Source organism: Chitinophaga sp. CF118, from assembly GCF_900112615.1.
Taxonomy (GTDB): domain Bacteria; phylum Bacteroidota; class Bacteroidia; order Chitinophagales; family Chitinophagaceae; genus Chitinophaga.
This window is the reverse complement of the sequence record NZ_FOMK01000002.1, coordinates 829,874-845,317: the sequence shown is the minus strand read 5'-3', so window position 1 is coordinate 845,317 and position 15,444 is coordinate 829,874. Positions and strand designations below refer to the sequence as shown.

Below are 15,444 nucleotides of genomic sequence, written 5' to 3'. Positions count from 1 at the left end.
AACGCCCTTTATGCTCCTTTTCTTATATAATTTATTAGCATTTGCTCCCATTTTTACATTTACGCCTGATTCGTGCGCTACGCCCATGCCAAATGAGATAAACCTTATAGATAGTGAATACCCGGTTCATAATCTTTTTCCAGTGCCTGGAGTAATAAATCAAAATCGCCGGGATTCTTCAGGAAATCTGTTTTCGTCATATCTACCATTAATGTACGAATTGGATGTTGCCTGATGTACTGCATATACATTTCATGCACACTTACGAGATACTCATCGGCAATTTGCTGTTCGTAGGAGCGGTTGCGTGTTTTGATATTCTGTTGTAACTTATTAATTGGAGCATTCAGGAAAATCAGCAGGTCCGGCTGCATTAACTGCGGATTGATGATCTCAAATAATTTCTGGTACAGGCTGTATTCTTCTTCCTTCAGATTTATTTTAGCAAATAACAGGCTTTTAATAAACAGGTAATCAGATACAACAAGATTGCGGAACATATCCTGCGATTGTAACAGATCTTTCAATTGTTTATAACGTTCTGCCATGAAGAATAACTCTAACGGAAAAGCATATTGTTGTGGCTTTTCGTAGAACTTGGGCAGAAAGGGATTCTCTGCAAATTCTTCCAGTATAATCTTTGCATTGTAATGTTTCGCCAGCTTGTTTGCCAGTGTAGTTTTACCTGCACCAATATTCCCTTCTATCGTAATGTATCTGTAGTTCATTCTTTCTTTTAATGCACTTTTTCCGGAGTATATTTCTTTGCAGGCAATGGATCTGTACACTGTTCCAATAATGTACGGATGGTTTTATGTAACACCGGATGCTGCCAGTCGGGTATGATTTCGAGCAAAGGAATCAATACAAATTGCCTGTACTGCAGTTGAGGATGTGGAATTTTCAATTCCGGCAGATTCATAACATCGTCATTATAGAAGATGATGTCTATATCAATAACGCGGGCTCCCCATTTCTGCTGACGGATACGTCCTATTTTGCGTTCTATCTCCAATACGGTATGCAACAGGGTGAGTGCATCCATTTCTGTCGATACCAATAATCCCTGGTTCAGATAATCCGGTTGTTTCACAACACCCCATGCCGCAGTTTCGTACAAAGCAGAAATATTTTCTACCTTCCCCACCAGCATATTTATTTGTTCTACCGCCTGTTTCAGGTGATTGGTACGGTCGCCAAGGTTACCGCCTATAAGTAATATTGCTTTATTCATGTATCTTCAACAGCCCAAAAGTAGACATATTCTTTATTTTTGGGAAAAGTGAGTGGACAATCGCCTTTTACGGGTATCTAAGTCTGCTTATTTTTATCTACTATCTGATTGACTATTAAATTTATATGTAACCAATGCGTAGTTTTTTTAAAATATTCTTTGCCACATTACTGGCTTTTATTGTACTGATAGTTATAGGATTCATTGTTTTATCCGCACTAATAGGTAAGGCACTTACAACGCCGCAACTGACCATAGAACCGAATACGGTGCTGGTAGTTGAAACCAGTCAGCCATATCATGAAGTAAAGAGTGAGAATCCGATAGCTCTGCTAAGTGGTGGTCCCCAGTCAATACCCGGATTATTTGATGTTATCCGTTTATTGGAAAAAGCGGCAAAAGATGATAATATAAAGGGTATTTACCTGAAGGCAGATAACAATGTAAATGGTTTTGCTACCAATGAAGAGTTACGTAATGCATTGCTGAAATTCAAAGAATCCGGCAAATTCATTTATGCCTACGGAGAGGTAATGAGCCAGCAGGCTTACTATATGGCTTCTCTCGGAAATAAAGTATATGTACATCCAAAAGGAGGTATAGACTTTGGTGGTTTCTACAGCCAGCTGATGTTCCTGAAGGGAACACTGGAAAAACTGGAGATCCAGCCACAGATCTTTTACGATGGCCGTTTCAAAAGTGCTACTGAACCTCTGCGTGAAACACAGATGACGGTGGCCAACCGTATCCAGACAACCGCTTACCTGAGTGAACTGTACAGCAACTTCCTGAATGGGATCGGCGCATCCCGTAAAATTGATACGGCTACCTTACACCGTTATGCCAATGAGGGATTAATCCAGACGGCAAATGATGCTGCTACATACAAACTGGTAGACGGAGTGAAATACGACGACCAGGTAATGGATGAGATAAAAGGAAAGCTGGGACTGAATGGAGATGACAAAGTGAACTTTATTTCGCTGAAAGATTATGATAACACCGGTTCTTCCGAATATAAGGATGGCGACAGTAAAATAGCGCTGATCTATGCGCAGGGAGATATTAAAGGAGGTGATGATGATGACGAAACTACTATCAGCAGTGGTAATTATCTGAAACTGATCCGCAAGGCACGGCAGGATAAATCCATTAAAGCAATTGTATTCAGGGTGAACTCTCCCGGTGGTAGTGCACTGGCATCTGAAACCATCTGGAGGGAACTGGAACTGGCTAAGAGAGCTAAACCTGTAGTGGTATCGATGGGCGATTATGCTGCTTCCGGTGGTTATTATATCTCCTGCATGGCAGATTCTATTTTTGCACAGCCGAATACGCTTACCGGTTCTATTGGTGTATTTGCCATTGTTCCGAACATGGAAAGTTTCTTTAAGAATAAACTGGGGATAACGTTTGATGGTGTGAAAACAGCACAGTATGCCGATCTGGGAACAGCTTCCCGTCCGCTGACAGAAGCAGAGAAGAAATTCATGCAGAATTCTGTGGATAGCATTTACCGTTCTTTTAAAGGCCGTGTGGTGGATGGACGTAAACTGAATGGAGCATTGGTAGACAGTATTGCCCAGGGCCGTGTATGGAGTGGTATCCAGGCAAAAGAACTTGGTCTGGTAGATAAAATCGGGGGGATAGAAGACGCGATTGCCTGCGCCGCAAGGATGGCAAAAGTATCTTCTTACCGTTTGCGCGAATATCCTGAACCAAAGAACAAGATGGAGAAGCTGATGAAGCGTTTCAGTGACGACGCCAGCATGGAAGCTGTTAAAAAAGAACTGGGTACAAATTATGACCTGTATCAGCAGGTGAAAAGGATCCAGAACATGAGCGGGGAAGTACAGGCAAGAATCCCGTACGATGTGGAGATTAAATAGGCTCATCCGACTTAAAATCTACTTAAACCTGCCGCCACCGGCAGGTTTTTTTATGGAAATGCCCAAACAAATAGTAGTTTTACGCGATTTTTTAAGCAACAGATCTAGTAGTATGGCGGTGAAATATAACCAATGGACAGCTTTGCTGGCCATGGCGAAAGCAAGTTTGAAAGCGATATTAAGAAGTCCCTCGGCAGTGATCTTCAGTCTGGGTTTTCCACTGGTATTTATCCTGGTATTCGGTTTTATAGGAGACAATGGCATATCCATCAAAGTGGGCGTAGAAAAAGGAACCGATACTTCCAGTTACGTGTTTCAGGCCCTGAAGAAAGAAAAAAGCCTGAAGCTGATTACAGATAAGTCTACTACCGAAATGCAGGACGATCTGAAAAAAGGACATCTCACCGCGATTATCAGTATTACAAGCCTGCCCCGGCAGGGCGCAGCACCTTCCTGCAATGTAAAAGTGAGTACTTCCACTGCTTCAGTTGACAAAATCCAGTTATTTAATTCTATTCTCAGAGGCGTTATCTATCAGGCAGATGATAATTTTTATCCACGTGCGTCCATTGCCAAAGTGGAGCCTATGATAGTACTACCTGGCCGCCGTTATAAAACGATTGATTTTATTCTGCCCGGACTGCTGAGTTTTTCCCTGCTCAGTGCAGCTGTGTTCAGTACCGCGTTCCTTTTTTATAACCTGCGGCAGACGCTGGTTTTAAAACGTTTCTTTGCTACGCCCATCCGGCGTATTTATATAGTATTGGGAGAAGCACTGGCCCGGCTGGTATTCCAGGTAGCAGGTGCAATCCTGATCATTGGAATCGGCTATTTTGCTTTCGGCTTTACCCTGGTACATGGCTGGAGCACGTTTCTGGAAATGCTGATTCTGACTGCTTTTGGTGTAGCAGTATTTATGGGTTTCGGTTTCGTGGTAAGTGGCATTGCTACCAGCGAAAGTACCATTCCTCCAATAGCCAATGTGATCACCCTGCCGCAGTTCCTGCTGGCTGGTACTTTTGTTCCTGTAGACGCATTTCCTTCCTGGTTACAGCCTGTTTGCAGGATTATGCCACTTACTTATCTGAATGATGCTTTCAGGAAAATCGCCTTTGAGGGGCTGCATTTATGGAATGTAGGTCTTGAACTGGGGGTGATTACCCTCTGGGGGATTATAGTATATATTGTGGCGGCAAAGGTATTCCGCTGGGAATAAGCGGATTTTTTCCTAACTTTTGGGTATGCAAGCGCTATATATCATTCTGGGGGCAATGGCTGTGCTCATTCCCGGCCTGTTTGTGATCAGCATGTTTTTGCCCTCTACCGTAAAAGTGGTTAGGACCAGGGTAGTACCTGCTTCCGTTACTGCTGTTTTTCAACAAGTTAATATCTTAAAAAACTGGGAAGGATGGTCTCCCTGGCATCAGCTGGATCCGGGTATGCAGCTTACCTATAGTGACGTTGAAAGCGGTGTGGGTGCTCATTTTCGCTGGAAAAGCAAACACCCGCAGGTACGGAAGGGGATGCTTTCTATTACAGAAATCCGTTTGTACGAATACATTGGGCTCGACATGCAGTTCATGGAGCAACGTAAGGTTAAAGGGTATTTCCGTTTTGAACCTGCCAGAAATGGCACATTGGTTACCTGGGGGCTTTTTGCAGAAATGGGGCAGCATCCGGGACGCAGGCTGATGGGGATGATGATGGATAAATGGGTAGGGAAAGATTTTGAAAGAGGACTGGAAAACCTGAAAAGGGCATGTACCCGTAATTTAGAAGTTTAAACGGACTCTGTAAATAATTCATAAAATAGGCGAAATTTGCGCCTGTTATTTAATCTTATGCGATTTATCAAACTGTTTTTATTAAGTGTTTTCTTTTTTGCGGTACTACTCTTTCTTTTATCGCTGTTGCTTCCTTCCCGTGCCATCGTAGAACGTTCCGGTGTGATTGATGCACCTGTTGCCACTGTATATTCCCAGGTAAATGATCTCAAAGGCTGGCAGGCATGGAATCCCTGGATGGCCGGACAAAAAATCAATTATGCTGCTACTGCCGGACAAGGTGCTTATGGTACCTGGACGGTTACCCAGGCAGAAAAGCGTATAGCCAGCAAAGTAACGATCACGAATAGTGAACCGGATAAAGGTGTTTATTATAACATGGATTTTGAAGGGATGAAGTCCGTGAAAGGCACATTCAATTTCAAGCCTTCTTCAGATGGTAAGGGGACTGTGATCATGTGGCGGCTTGAAACACAATTGGGTTATCTGCCCTGGTGGAAATTCCGTGGTTTCCTGGCAGACCGCCTTACCGGCCCACAATTGGAAGACGGACTAACCAAGCTGAAAAGTATTTGTGAAGGAGAAGTTAAATAGTAAGAATTCTATATGAGTGGTAATTATTGTTGTCTGCGAAAGGCGTAATTTTTGCTAAATTCTGTTAAAAAAACCATTTATGAAACACATTCTCCTATTTTTTGCACTGCTGGCTGGTACCAGTAGCTTCGTTTCTGCACAAGAGAAAAAAGCTCCTGCAAGCCCACGTGTAACTGCTGAAGGAAAAAATGTAAAAATTGCTTACGGACAACCATCCAAGAAAGGAAGGGTTATTTTCGGCGAACTGGTACCTTACGGTAAAGTATGGCGTTTAGGTGCTAACGAAGCTACAGAAATCACTTTCGCGAAAGATGGCAGCTTCGGTGGCAAACCTGTAAAGGCTGGAACTTATACATTATTTACAATTCCTGAAGCAAGCAGCTGGACTTTCATACTGAACTCCGAACTGAAACAATGGGGTGCTTATGAGTATGAAAAGATCAAAGCTAAAAATGTACTGGAAGTAAAAGCAGCTGCAACTAAAGCCGCTGCTCCGGTAGAAAAACTGACCATCACAGTACCTGGTGATAAACTGGTAGTGGAGTGGGATCAAACACATGTAGAAGTACCTGTAAAGTAAACCGGAAAAGATTTTAAAAAAGGAAGGCTGCACCATATGATGCAGCCTTCCTTTTTTTTGTAATATGCTATTTGATGCAGTATTTGGATGGTGGCAATAAATTTTTTAATCATATACAATATGAGAATAGTAAAGAAAACAGGTATTATTATTTTTATTAGCCTTCTTTTTCTTCTTTATACCAGGAAAAGCCTCTATTATAGATTTTTTCCAAAGGCTGATAAATATGGCGTAAAATATAATGTAGAAAGAAAACAACGTGGTATTTTGCCTTTACCAATTAATTGGACTACAAGGGATTTTGCAAATGAAACAAAAATCTGGTTTCCTCCTCCTGCTGAAATGCATGAAGGAGTAGTCAGAAGCATGAAATTGGTAAGGGTGAATAATGATCATATACAATATGAAGAAGACCATATAGCAAAAACACTTAATAGCGGGTATGCAACCTTGTCCATAGGTTATAATTATGATAGTATCCAACACTGGTGTTATACTTATATTGCTCCAGGATATGATAAAGAAGATACGCTTTCCCGGAGAGATGTTGATAGTATTCTAAAAATGTGGAATTTTAATTATTAGAATAGTATTATTATAGGCTTGCTAAACACAAACGTTTAGTAAGCCTATAATAATACTATTCTTAAGCTTGTATTAATTCTTTTTATAATCCCTCCACACAGTCTACAATACTTTTATACACTGTATCCAGCTGTTCATCAGTGATACAGTAAGGCGGCATGATGTATAATGTATTACCTAGTGGCCGCAGCATAATTCTCTTTTCGCGGAAGAAACGGCTTAAATAATCTGCCAGCTGATTCGTATAACTGTCTTCCGTATCTGTAATTATTTCGAATGCGATAATGGTGCCCTGGATTCTCACATTCTTGACCTTCTCCATTTTATACAGCTGCTGTGAAAACTGCCGGTGCTTTGTTTCCACCCTTACCCGTTGTTCCGTGCAGGAAGGCAGCAGGAACAGGTCCAGACTGGCCAGCGCAATTACACAAGCCAGCGGATTTGCTGTAAAGGAATGTCCATGAAAGAGAGTTTTCAGTTTACTGTCAGAAAGGAAAGCTTCATAGATTTCACTGGTACAGGTAGTAATGCCCAATGCTATACTGCCGCCTGTAAGTCCTTTGGATAAACAGATAATATCCGGTGGGGAGCTTACATTTTCCGTGGCAAAGTTACGGCCGGTTCTGCCAAAGCCGGTCATGATCTCATCTGCTATCAGCATGATCTGATGTTGCCGGCAATGCTGAAGGAGTTCATCAAATACCCCTGCTTCATACATCAGCATTCCACCAGCACCCTGAATTAGCGGTTCAAAGATAAAAGCAGCAATATCAGCGGGATTCAGTGTATCGATAGTGGCTTTTAGTGCCGCAATATTTTCTTTTGTTGGTGTATCAATGAAATGTACATCAAACAGGAAATCGTCAAAAACCCGGGTGAACACGCTTCTGCTGCTCACACTCATGGCACCGAAAGTATCACCGTGATAGGAATTGCTGAATGCCAGGATCTTTGTTCTTTTTTCTCCTTTGTTATGCCAGTACTGGATGCACATTTTCAATGCTACTTCGACCGCTGTAGAACCGTTATCCGAATAAAACACCCGTTGCTGTTTGCCGGGAAGTATGGGTAATAACCTTTCTGCCAGGTTCACGGCGGGAGAGTGGGTATAACCGGCAAAGATGCAGTGCTGAAGTTCTGTAGCCTGTGCTGCCAGTTGTTTGGCTATATGGGGGTGGGCATGCCCGTGAATGTTTACCCACCAGCTGGAAGTAGCATCAATGTAACTATTATCTTCCTCATCAAATAATAATGCACCTTCTCCTCTTACAATACCTACAGGTGCCGGTGCCGTTTGCATCTGTGTGTACGGATGCCAGATCACCTGTTGATCCCTTTCTGATAGTGTCATGTCTTAATAATTTCGAATACGCAAAGGTAAGTCAGAATCTGGTTATTGCGCACTGGAAACTATTGCCTTTGCAGGGTAACCGGTTTTAATATTAGCCTTCAGATCACTGAGGATAGAATAAAGGCCAAAGTAGGTACGGTTTACGTACAACGAATGACGTGAACCACGCGCTACTTTAGAGTCCCGTACTTCTTTGAGATTAGAGATATAGTCCATATAGGCGTAGATCTCATTAAAGTAAGATTCATCTCCGAAATCAAAACTATCTCTTGTAAAAGGAAGCGTGAGCATATCTATCATTTTCTGAAAGAGACCGGAAAAGAAAAGGATCTCTTTTTCTGTATCCGATGTGTGGATCATTTCCAGATTGGTATAGATCTGTCTGCGTTTCACTTCGTCCTGCAATATATTTTTATCTACCAGGAGGAAGTAGTTAATGTAGAAATCTTCCGGAATTTCTTTGACACAACCGAAATCAAAGATGCCTACGGTACCATCATCACGCATGAGGAAGTTACCGGGATGCGGATCTGCATGTACTGTTTTCAGTTCATGTACCTGGAATTGATAGAAGTCCCACAGTGCCTGTCCTATTTTATTTCTTACTTCCTGGCTGGGATTCCGTTCCAGGAACTCTTTCATATGAAAGCCATCCAGCCAGTCCATCGTAATAATCCTTTCGCTGGACAGTTCCGGGTAATAAGAAGGGAATACCAGGTTAGGAATATGTGCACAAAGGGCAGATAACTCTACGGAGCGGCGTAGTTCCAGTTTATAGTCAGTTTCTTCAAGCAATTTGCTCTCTATCTCATCAAAGTACTTATCCATATCCACTTCGTTCATACCTACAATGCGGATGGCGAAAGGCTTCACGATGCGGAGGTCGGATTTCACACTGTTTGCTACCCCGGGATACTGGATTTTGACAGCCAGAGGTTTATCCCATTTCCATGCTCTGTGTACCTGACCGATAGAAGCGGCATTTGTCGCTTTCATTTCGAATTTATCGTATAGCTGCGAAGGAGTTTTTCCCAGTGTTTTAACGAAGGTATTGATCACCAGCGGACCGGAAAGGGGAGGGGCGCTGTATTGCGACATGGCAAACTTGTCTGTATAGGCTTTAGGCAGCATACCTTTGTCCATACTTAACATCTGGGTTACTTTCAGGGCGCTGCCTTTTAAGTCGCTCAGAGTATCATAAATATCTTCGGCATTGTCTGCATGTAATTCTTCCTTAGTAATGGAAGGATCCAATAATTTCTTCGTATAGTGTTTTAGGTAGTTAGTTCCTACTTTCAGTCCTGTTGTAACAAAGCGGCTGGCCCTTTCTACTTTACCGGTAGGAATATTAGTCTGTTCTTTCATCGCACGTTTTAATAATGCTTACTTTTTCGTAAACATAAATTTCCCAAAGTCTACTAAACTATCAAGTGTATTGGAACTGATAAGCTGGAAGCTCAGATTAACAGCCTTTTCAATAGCGGCATCCGTCATTTCAAACTGCTTGCTGTCATCTTTTGTCCAGTAGCGGAGAACAAATAATGCCTGCATCCAGAACCCGTGTACATATTGGTCTGAAATGAATTTGCGTTCTTTGATTTCGTTGCTGGTATATCCTTCTTTCACCAGTTCTCTTATATAATCATAAAAAGCAGTGCGGAAGGTTTCCAGTTTATCCAGGTGAACGCCTGGTATCCTGTAATTGTCTTTCTGCTGAAGGATATAACTCCTGTTTTCTTTCAGTTTCTGTACCCACATAAAGTAGAAGGTGAGCAGCTTTTCCTGGGCGGAATAATTACGGTAAATTTCGTCTTCTTTCAACTTTTCAACGGTATCCTGGAAGTAGGATAGCCAGAGATCTTTTTCAACAGCATCAAAAGAAGAATAGCTGTCATAAAATGATATTTCAGTTATTTCCAGCTGTTGACAGAAAGCATATATAGAAACGGGTCTTTTGCCGTTTTCCAGCCAGTAGTTTTTATATGATTCGCGGATAAGTTTTTTGTCCATCGTTCCGGGATTTAAGAAGTGAATGATGTTATAAGCGGACTGTGCGTATAGGCAGGTGACCGCGATATCAAATTTACGTCAGAATCGCCGGATAATGATCAGTTTTGAGGAAAATAGGGGTGTTAAGAAAAGCCTAAATTAAGGAGTTTGCCAGTTCATTGTTTTTGAACCTGTTATAAGCGCGTAGAGATTTACTTGGGATTCAGGTGGACAATTGCGAGCTGTACCCATTTGGTAGTAATTCTATTTGACATTATCAAGCGTGTGGGGTTTAGTTCTTTATTGAACGGTATCAATCGTGGGGCAAATGGCTAAGGCCCGCAATAGCCCACCTGAATCCTCCGCTATTCTGGTATTTCTTCTTATTCTCAGACTGCTTGCCCGACTTTGCCTTAAATCAGTTCTTTATTGAGTTTGCATTTTACCGGACAATCTATCGTGTTCTCCGCTTGATCCAGGCCGGCAACTGAGTACAGTTGTATAGAAATAGGATTCAGATATATAACAGAAGAATTATTCTAAAGCAGGCAACTGAATATAGTTGTACCAAAATAGTGAATAAATATGATGGCCGGATTGTTAATTGTGGGATCTATTTTTAACTTAGGGAATTAAATTTAAGTGATCATGTATAAGAAAACACTTGCAACGGCCACTGCCGTTGTTTTTTCAGCCGCGTTATTTGCTCAGACAAAACCCGAAGAAACAGAGGTATGGGAACCCGTTCCAACAGTAGTTACGCCCGGTAAAATCAATACAGATGCGCCTTCTGATGCTATTATCCTGTTTGACGGGAAAAATCTCGATCAATGGGTATCTGTGAATGATCCTTCTAAGCCTGCAGGCTGGAAAGTGGGAGACAAAGCAATTACCGTAGATAAAACTACCGGAAACATACAGACGAAAAAATCCTTTACAAACTACCAGCTGCATATTGAGTGGCGTGTACCTAAAAATATTACCGGTACCGGACAGGGTAGAGGTAACAGTGGTCTGTTCCTTGCTTCTACCGGTCCTGGCGATGAAGGTTATGAACTGCAGATCCTGGACAACTATAATAATAAGACCTATGTGAACGGTCAGGCAGGTAGTATCTATAAACAAACTGCGCCATTGGTAAATGCGAATAAAAAACCAGGAGAATGGCAAACATATGATATTGCCTGGACAGCCCCCCGCTTTAATTCAGATGGTTCTTTGCAATCGCCTGCAATAGTAACTGTATTCTTCAACGGTGTACTGGTGCAGAATAATACAGAATTAAAGGGACCTACCAAGTATATAGGCAAGGCATCTTATGAAAAAGCACATGGCGCCTCTCCGATTAAACTGCAGGCACATGGAGATAAGAGTGAACCTCTTAGCTTTAGAAATATCTGGATCAGGGAATTATAACCTGTCTATATCATCTGACTCTGTAAAAGTCCCCTGTTAAATTATAAGAACAGGAGAGGCCGACTAAAAAGTAAAATGAAGGCATTACGAACCGCAAAAAAGCTGTTTTGCCTCCATTAGCTCTCTGAGGGATACTTTTTAGCCGGCCTCAAATTTTGTATAAATAAAGAACTCCTGATGGAGTTGAATAACTTCCCCCAACGGCTCCTTTTTAATTTGATCCCCTTATTTTACTGCTTCAGCCGTATTTTTTCTACATTTAAGTAAAGAAGTACGCTACTTTGTACTTATGAATGCTGCGATGGGGAAAATGTTTTACATATACAGTTCACTGTTTATCTCGTTTGCGCTCAACCTGCCCAAGTTATTGGCACTCAGGCACGATGGGGTGATGTCGCAATACGTACGTTTTGATGTGTCTGAACTTATTTTCCAGACAGGTATCAACTTCTTATTCTGTCTCTGCATTTTTTATATAAACAGGAAATATTTCCGTGCACCGGTTAACCTCTGGCGCTTAAAGCAGGAGGGACTGGCCCTGTTATTCAACCTTATTTTACTACTCCTGTTCACCTTTATTACGGTGAAAATTCAAAGACGGTTATTTACTACTATCGGGTTATTGCCAGGAAAAGGCATCGGTATAAAGTTCCTGATCAGTACATTGCTGATAGCCATAGAGCTGAAGATTGTGGATATACTGCGGCATGCCCGGTCTAAAGAAATGGAAAATGCCCGGTTACGGAATGCACACCTGAAAGCTGAGCTGGGATTACTTAAAGGGCAGTTGCAGCCGCATTTCTTTTTTAATGCATTAAGTAGTTTATCGGGTGTGGTAAGGGAAGATCCTACCCAGGCGCAATACTATATCAACCAGTTATCAAAAGTATACCGTTATTCACTGCAAAAGAATGATAATAACCTTGTGAGCCTGAAAGAGGAATTAAATGCAGTACAGTCGTATGTTGCATTATTGAAGATGCGTCATGAAAAAGGATTTCAGATGGATGTTGCAGTTAAGGAAGAAGAGCTGCATTTTCTTTTACCACATATGTCTCTGCAACCATTAATTGAAAATGCATCCAAGCATAATATAATAACGGTTAGCCGTCCTTTACAGATCAGGATCGGGGTGAAAGATGGATGGCTGTTGATAGAAAATAATCTGCAACCGGTCACCTTCCCGGAACCGGGAACAGGAATAGGATTGGCGAACCTGAATGAACGTTATAAGATCTTGATGCAGAAGGAGATTATCATTATAAAAGAGGATGGAAAATTTATTGTAAAACTGCCATTAAAATGAGTATGTCTTTACGCGTAGCAATTATAGAAGATGAACCGGCTACAGCCCGGAACCTGCAACATATGTTACTGGATGCAGCACCTGAGGCAGAAGTGCTGGTGATCTTACCCGGAGTAGCGGAAGCGGTAAGCTGGTTACAGCAAAACGCGCAGCAGTGTGATCTTTTGTTCATGGATATCAGGTTAAGCGACGGACTTTCATTCGAAATTTTCAGCCAGGTACATATTACCTTACCGGTAGTATTTATTACTGCTTTTGATGATTACGCTTTGCAGGCATTTAAAGCAAATGGGATTGATTATATCCTGAAACCTTTTGATGATGGAGAACTGAAACAGGCGCTGGTAAAGTTTAACCGGCTTCGTAATCAATCTGGTGGTGCAGATGGTTATGCACAGTTACTAAAGATAGCAGAGAGCCTGAAAGGAAATCCTGCTTCGTACAAACAATCTTTCCTGGTTCATACACGGGATAAACTGATTCCAGTAACAGTAGCACAGATATCCTGGTTCTATACGGCCAATGAGATTGTATACGCAGGTACAACAGATTATAAACAGTACGTTATAGATGGCACGATGGAACAATTGCAGCAGCAACTGGATCCTGCTATCTTTTTCAGGGCCAACCGGCAATTTATTATACAACGGAAAGCAATACTGGAAGTAGATTTTTATTTTAACGGGCGGTTATCTGTTAAAATTGATCCCCCAGCAAAAGAACAAATTCTGATTAGTAAAGCCCGTGTTCCTGAATTTAAACAGTGGATGAACGCATAATTGTCTGTGAGTATTATTTATAATGAGTTCACCCCCCATATTTACTGCTTCACCGGAAAACGCGAACTCCTGCCCCAATTAATGATCTAACTAGCAGTAAAATTATTTATCACCAATTTAAATTGTCATTCTATGAAAGGAGGAAGCACTATTTTCCTGCGCAGTAAAGTTGCATTGTTATTATTATGTTTATCTGCGGGTTTGTTATTTACAATCTCTTCATGTAAGAAAGATGATGACTCCACTACAACAGCCGTATCTGAGGATGATGTGGCAGAAGCGGTAAGTCAGTCAGTTTCTACTGAGAGTGGTGGTCTTGTATCTCAAACTACTGCTTCTGCTGTAATAATATCAACCAATGCATCTTCACGGATAGGAGCAAAACTCAGCGATGAATGCGGTATAATGCACGATACTACTTTTGCAGGGGCCAGTGTTGATGGAGCCGCTATTACATACAGCTATAATTTTAGCTGGAACTGGTTGCTTAGCTGTAACAACGTTATGCCTCAGACGTTTGTATTTAACTATGCCGGTAAGGCCGCTTACGATGCTCCAAGAATGTCATCCAGCGACAGTTCAAAGGCAAATGTTACGGTAACTGGCCTGGGTGCAGACAGCGCTTATTATGTATTTAACCAGAGCTATACACGTAATGGGAGTCAAACTTCCAAAGTGAATCTGAAACGCTCTTTCACCAGTTTGATCAGCATTGTTTCTTCAGACATCAGGATCAGTAAAAGTACTTTGAAGATTATATCAGGTACCGGAACAGTTACTATTACAGGTACCGGTTCTGGAGGTAAATCATTCAGTTATACAGGTACTATTACATTCCTGGGCAATGAGAAAGCAACACTTGTTGTAACAGGTGGAGGTACCTATACCATAGAATGGTAATGATTTTTTAAGATAATTGCTCCCGGCAGGAAATAACTCTCTACCGGGAGTATTTATTTTCAAGGGGTTATGTTTTCAATACAATACAATTAATTATTTCACGTTTATATTATGATTTTAAAACATATTATTATAGCTTTGCATGCGTAGCATTGTCGTGGAAGTTTATGAAAAATTCTTAAATCAGCATCAATTATATCACTAATCAATTAAATTGTCTTTCTATGAAGAAATTAATGAGCCCCATTTTGCGCAGTAAATCTGCAATTCTGTTGGTACTTATAGCCGGCGGTATTTCACTGGCAATTCCAGCATGTAAAAAAGATAGTACTACTGAAAGTGGCGGAGTAACCGAGGATGAAGCAGGAAATGTTATTTCACAAGCTATCACTTCTCAGGGAGGGGTAATGGTGCAGACCAGTGGTGCTGTGGGCATTGCAAATGGATATGGCGCCAGAATAGGAGCAAAAGCAAGTGATGAATGTGGTGTTGAAAAAACAGAAAACGTTTCGTTTGGAGTAAACGACAGTCTCAGGTTTTCATATGCCTGGAAGTGGAAGCTGACCTGCACCGATTCTCTGGAACCAAAGGCGCTGTCTTTCTCTGCTGCTGGTAGAATAAAGATTATTACATCAGGAATGTCTGTTAATGATAGCTCTGTAGCATCATTCAGTGTTAGCGGTCTGGAACCTGACAGCAGCAATCTGCTATTCAACCAGACTTTCAACCGTACAGGTACTTTGGCTTTCACTAATTCAACTGACATCATCAACACCCGTTCTTACGCAACTACATTCTCTTATGTAGCTACTGATGTGAAGGTAAATAAAGAAACCGGCAAGATCATATCTGGTACTGCTGCTATAAATTACACTGGTACATCAATAACTGGTAAGACCTTCAGTTACTCAGGTACTATCACCTACGGTGGTGACAACAAAGGTGTGTTAAAATTAAAGAGCGGTAAAACTATCAATCTTATCTGGTATAACTAAGCAATTATATTGTATTAAAAAGCCCGTCCGGTATTTACCTGG

General features: G+C 41.5%; 16 protein-coding genes. 11 read left to right on the top strand and 5 right to left on the bottom strand.

The window, feature by feature from the left end; translation table 11 throughout:
* Positions 1-104: 104 nt before the first annotated feature.
* Entirely contained in the window at positions 105-728 is a 624-nt protein-coding gene (locus BM176_RS11615) for a deoxynucleoside kinase (protein ID WP_090103023.1), read from the bottom strand.
* A gap of 8 nt (positions 729-736) precedes the next feature.
* Positions 737-1,234 carry a 2-amino-4-hydroxy-6-hydroxymethyldihydropteridine diphosphokinase gene (gene folK, locus BM176_RS11610; protein WP_090103021.1) on the bottom strand — a complete coding sequence of 166 codons (498 nt, stop codon included), beginning with the start codon at positions 1,232-1,234 and terminating at the stop codon, positions 737-739.
* Positions 1,235-1,368: 134 nt separating this feature from the next.
* Here folK and sppA point away from each other — a divergent pair, with 134 nt between their 5' ends.
* The 6 genes from sppA to BM176_RS11580 all read left to right on the top strand — a co-directional run bounded on the left by sppA (position 1,369) and on the right by BM176_RS11580 (position 6,666).
* Entirely contained in the window at positions 1,369-3,123 is a 1,755-nt protein-coding gene (sppA, locus tag BM176_RS11605) for a signal peptide peptidase SppA (RefSeq protein WP_090103019.1), read from the top strand.
* Between the two features lie 112 nt (positions 3,124-3,235).
* Positions 3,236-4,339 carry an ABC transporter permease gene (locus BM176_RS11600; protein WP_090103017.1) on the top strand — a complete coding sequence of 368 codons (1,104 nt, stop codon included), beginning with the start codon at positions 3,236-3,238 and terminating at the stop codon, positions 4,337-4,339.
* A gap of 25 nt (positions 4,340-4,364) precedes the next feature.
* Positions 4,365-4,907, top strand: a complete 543-nt coding sequence (locus BM176_RS11595; RefSeq protein WP_090103015.1) for an SRPBCC family protein — start codon at positions 4,365-4,367, stop codon at positions 4,905-4,907.
* Between the two features lie 57 nt (positions 4,908-4,964).
* The gene (locus BM176_RS11590; RefSeq protein ID WP_090103014.1) at positions 4,965-5,501 is read left to right on the top strand and encodes an SRPBCC family protein; all 537 of its coding nucleotides are present in this window, start codon (positions 4,965-4,967) and stop codon (positions 5,499-5,501) included.
* A 79-nt stretch (positions 5,502-5,580) separates the two neighbouring features.
* Positions 5,581-6,081, top strand: coding sequence for a DUF2911 domain-containing protein (locus BM176_RS11585; RefSeq protein ID WP_090103011.1), 501 nt, complete (start codon positions 5,581-5,583; stop codon positions 6,079-6,081).
* Positions 6,082-6,201: 120 nt separating this feature from the next.
* Positions 6,202-6,666 carry a hypothetical protein gene (locus BM176_RS11580; protein ID WP_143097786.1) on the top strand — a complete coding sequence of 155 codons (465 nt, stop codon included), beginning with the start codon at positions 6,202-6,204 and terminating at the stop codon, positions 6,664-6,666.
* Positions 6,667-6,748: 82 nt separating this feature from the next.
* Here BM176_RS11580 and bioA read toward each other — a convergent pair whose 3' ends face one another.
* From bioA to BM176_RS11565, 3 genes are read right to left on the bottom strand one after another with little or no spacing between them, the layout of a single operon-like run.
* The gene (bioA, locus tag BM176_RS11575) at positions 6,749-8,017 is read right to left on the bottom strand and encodes an adenosylmethionine--8-amino-7-oxononanoate transaminase (protein ID WP_090103008.1); all 1,269 of its coding nucleotides are present in this window, start codon (positions 8,015-8,017) and stop codon (positions 6,749-6,751) included.
* Positions 8,018-8,059: 42 nt separating this feature from the next.
* Positions 8,060-9,382, bottom strand: a complete 1,323-nt coding sequence (locus tag BM176_RS11570) for an ABC1 kinase family protein (RefSeq protein WP_090103005.1) — start codon at positions 9,380-9,382, stop codon at positions 8,060-8,062.
* 18 nt (positions 9,383-9,400) lie between these two features.
* Positions 9,401-10,027, bottom strand: a complete 627-nt coding sequence (locus BM176_RS11565; protein WP_090103004.1) for a TetR family transcriptional regulator C-terminal domain-containing protein — start codon at positions 10,025-10,027, stop codon at positions 9,401-9,403.
* A 627-nt stretch (positions 10,028-10,654) separates the two neighbouring features.
* Here BM176_RS11565 and BM176_RS11560 point away from each other — a divergent pair.
* The 5 genes from BM176_RS11560 (at position 10,655) to BM176_RS11540 (ending at position 15,402) form a co-directional block, all read left to right on the top strand.
* Positions 10,655-11,422 (top strand): 3-keto-disaccharide hydrolase, encoded by a 768-nt coding sequence (locus BM176_RS11560; RefSeq protein ID WP_090103002.1) that lies wholly within the window; start codon positions 10,655-10,657, stop codon positions 11,420-11,422.
* A gap of 289 nt (positions 11,423-11,711) precedes the next feature.
* A complete protein-coding gene (locus tag BM176_RS11555) occupies positions 11,712-12,728 on the top strand; it encodes a sensor histidine kinase (protein ID WP_090103000.1) in 1,017 nt (338 codons plus the stop codon).
* Positions 12,725-13,507 carry a LytR/AlgR family response regulator transcription factor gene (locus BM176_RS11550; protein WP_255373494.1) on the top strand — a complete coding sequence of 261 codons (783 nt, stop codon included), beginning with the start codon at positions 12,725-12,727 and terminating at the stop codon, positions 13,505-13,507. Before BM176_RS11555 ends, BM176_RS11550 begins: the two co-directional genes overlap by 4 nt.
* Before the next feature lie 132 nt (positions 13,508-13,639).
* Positions 13,640-14,407 (top strand): hypothetical protein, encoded by a 768-nt coding sequence (locus BM176_RS11545; protein ID WP_090102996.1) that lies wholly within the window; start codon positions 13,640-13,642, stop codon positions 14,405-14,407.
* A 224-nt stretch (positions 14,408-14,631) separates the two neighbouring features.
* Complete coding sequence (locus tag BM176_RS11540; RefSeq protein ID WP_143097785.1) at positions 14,632-15,402, top strand: hypothetical protein; 771 nt, start codon at positions 14,632-14,634, stop codon at positions 15,400-15,402.
* Positions 15,403-15,444 lie beyond the last annotated feature (42 nt).

Coding starts and splice junctions, on each gene's coding strand:
- folK (WP_090103021.1), bottom strand. CDS start 1,234: ATGAATAAAGCAATATTACTTATAGGCGGTAACCTTGGCGACCGTACC.
- BM176_RS11545 (WP_090102996.1), top strand. CDS start 13,640: ATGAAAGGAGGAAGCACTATTTTCCTGCGCAGTAAAGTTGCATTGTTA.
- BM176_RS11590 (WP_090103014.1), top strand. CDS start 4,965: ATGCGATTTATCAAACTGTTTTTATTAAGTGTTTTCTTTTTTGCGGTA.
- BM176_RS11570 (WP_090103005.1), bottom strand. CDS start 9,382: ATGAAAGAACAGACTAATATTCCTACCGGTAAAGTAGAAAGGGCCAGC.
- BM176_RS11550 (WP_255373494.1), top strand. CDS start 12,725: ATGAGTATGTCTTTACGCGTAGCAATTATAGAAGATGAACCGGCTACA.
- bioA (WP_090103008.1), bottom strand. CDS start 8,017: ATGACACTATCAGAAAGGGATCAACAGGTGATCTGGCATCCGTACACA.
- sppA (WP_090103019.1), top strand. CDS start 1,369: ATGCGTAGTTTTTTTAAAATATTCTTTGCCACATTACTGGCTTTTATT.
- BM176_RS11565 (WP_090103004.1), bottom strand. CDS start 10,027: ATGGACAAAAAACTTATCCGCGAATCATATAAAAACTACTGGCTGGAA.
- BM176_RS11615 (WP_090103023.1), bottom strand. CDS start 728: ATGAACTACAGATACATTACGATAGAAGGGAATATTGGTGCAGGTAAA.
- BM176_RS11555 (WP_090103000.1), top strand. CDS start 11,712: ATGAATGCTGCGATGGGGAAAATGTTTTACATATACAGTTCACTGTTT.
- BM176_RS11595 (WP_090103015.1), top strand. CDS start 4,365: ATGCAAGCGCTATATATCATTCTGGGGGCAATGGCTGTGCTCATTCCC.
- BM176_RS11540 (WP_143097785.1), top strand. CDS start 14,632: ATGAAGAAATTAATGAGCCCCATTTTGCGCAGTAAATCTGCAATTCTG.
- BM176_RS11600 (WP_090103017.1), top strand. CDS start 3,236: ATGGCGGTGAAATATAACCAATGGACAGCTTTGCTGGCCATGGCGAAA.
- BM176_RS11585 (WP_090103011.1), top strand. CDS start 5,581: ATGAAACACATTCTCCTATTTTTTGCACTGCTGGCTGGTACCAGTAGC.
- BM176_RS11560 (WP_090103002.1), top strand. CDS start 10,655: ATGTATAAGAAAACACTTGCAACGGCCACTGCCGTTGTTTTTTCAGCC.
- BM176_RS11580 (WP_143097786.1), top strand. CDS start 6,202: ATGAGAATAGTAAAGAAAACAGGTATTATTATTTTTATTAGCCTTCTT.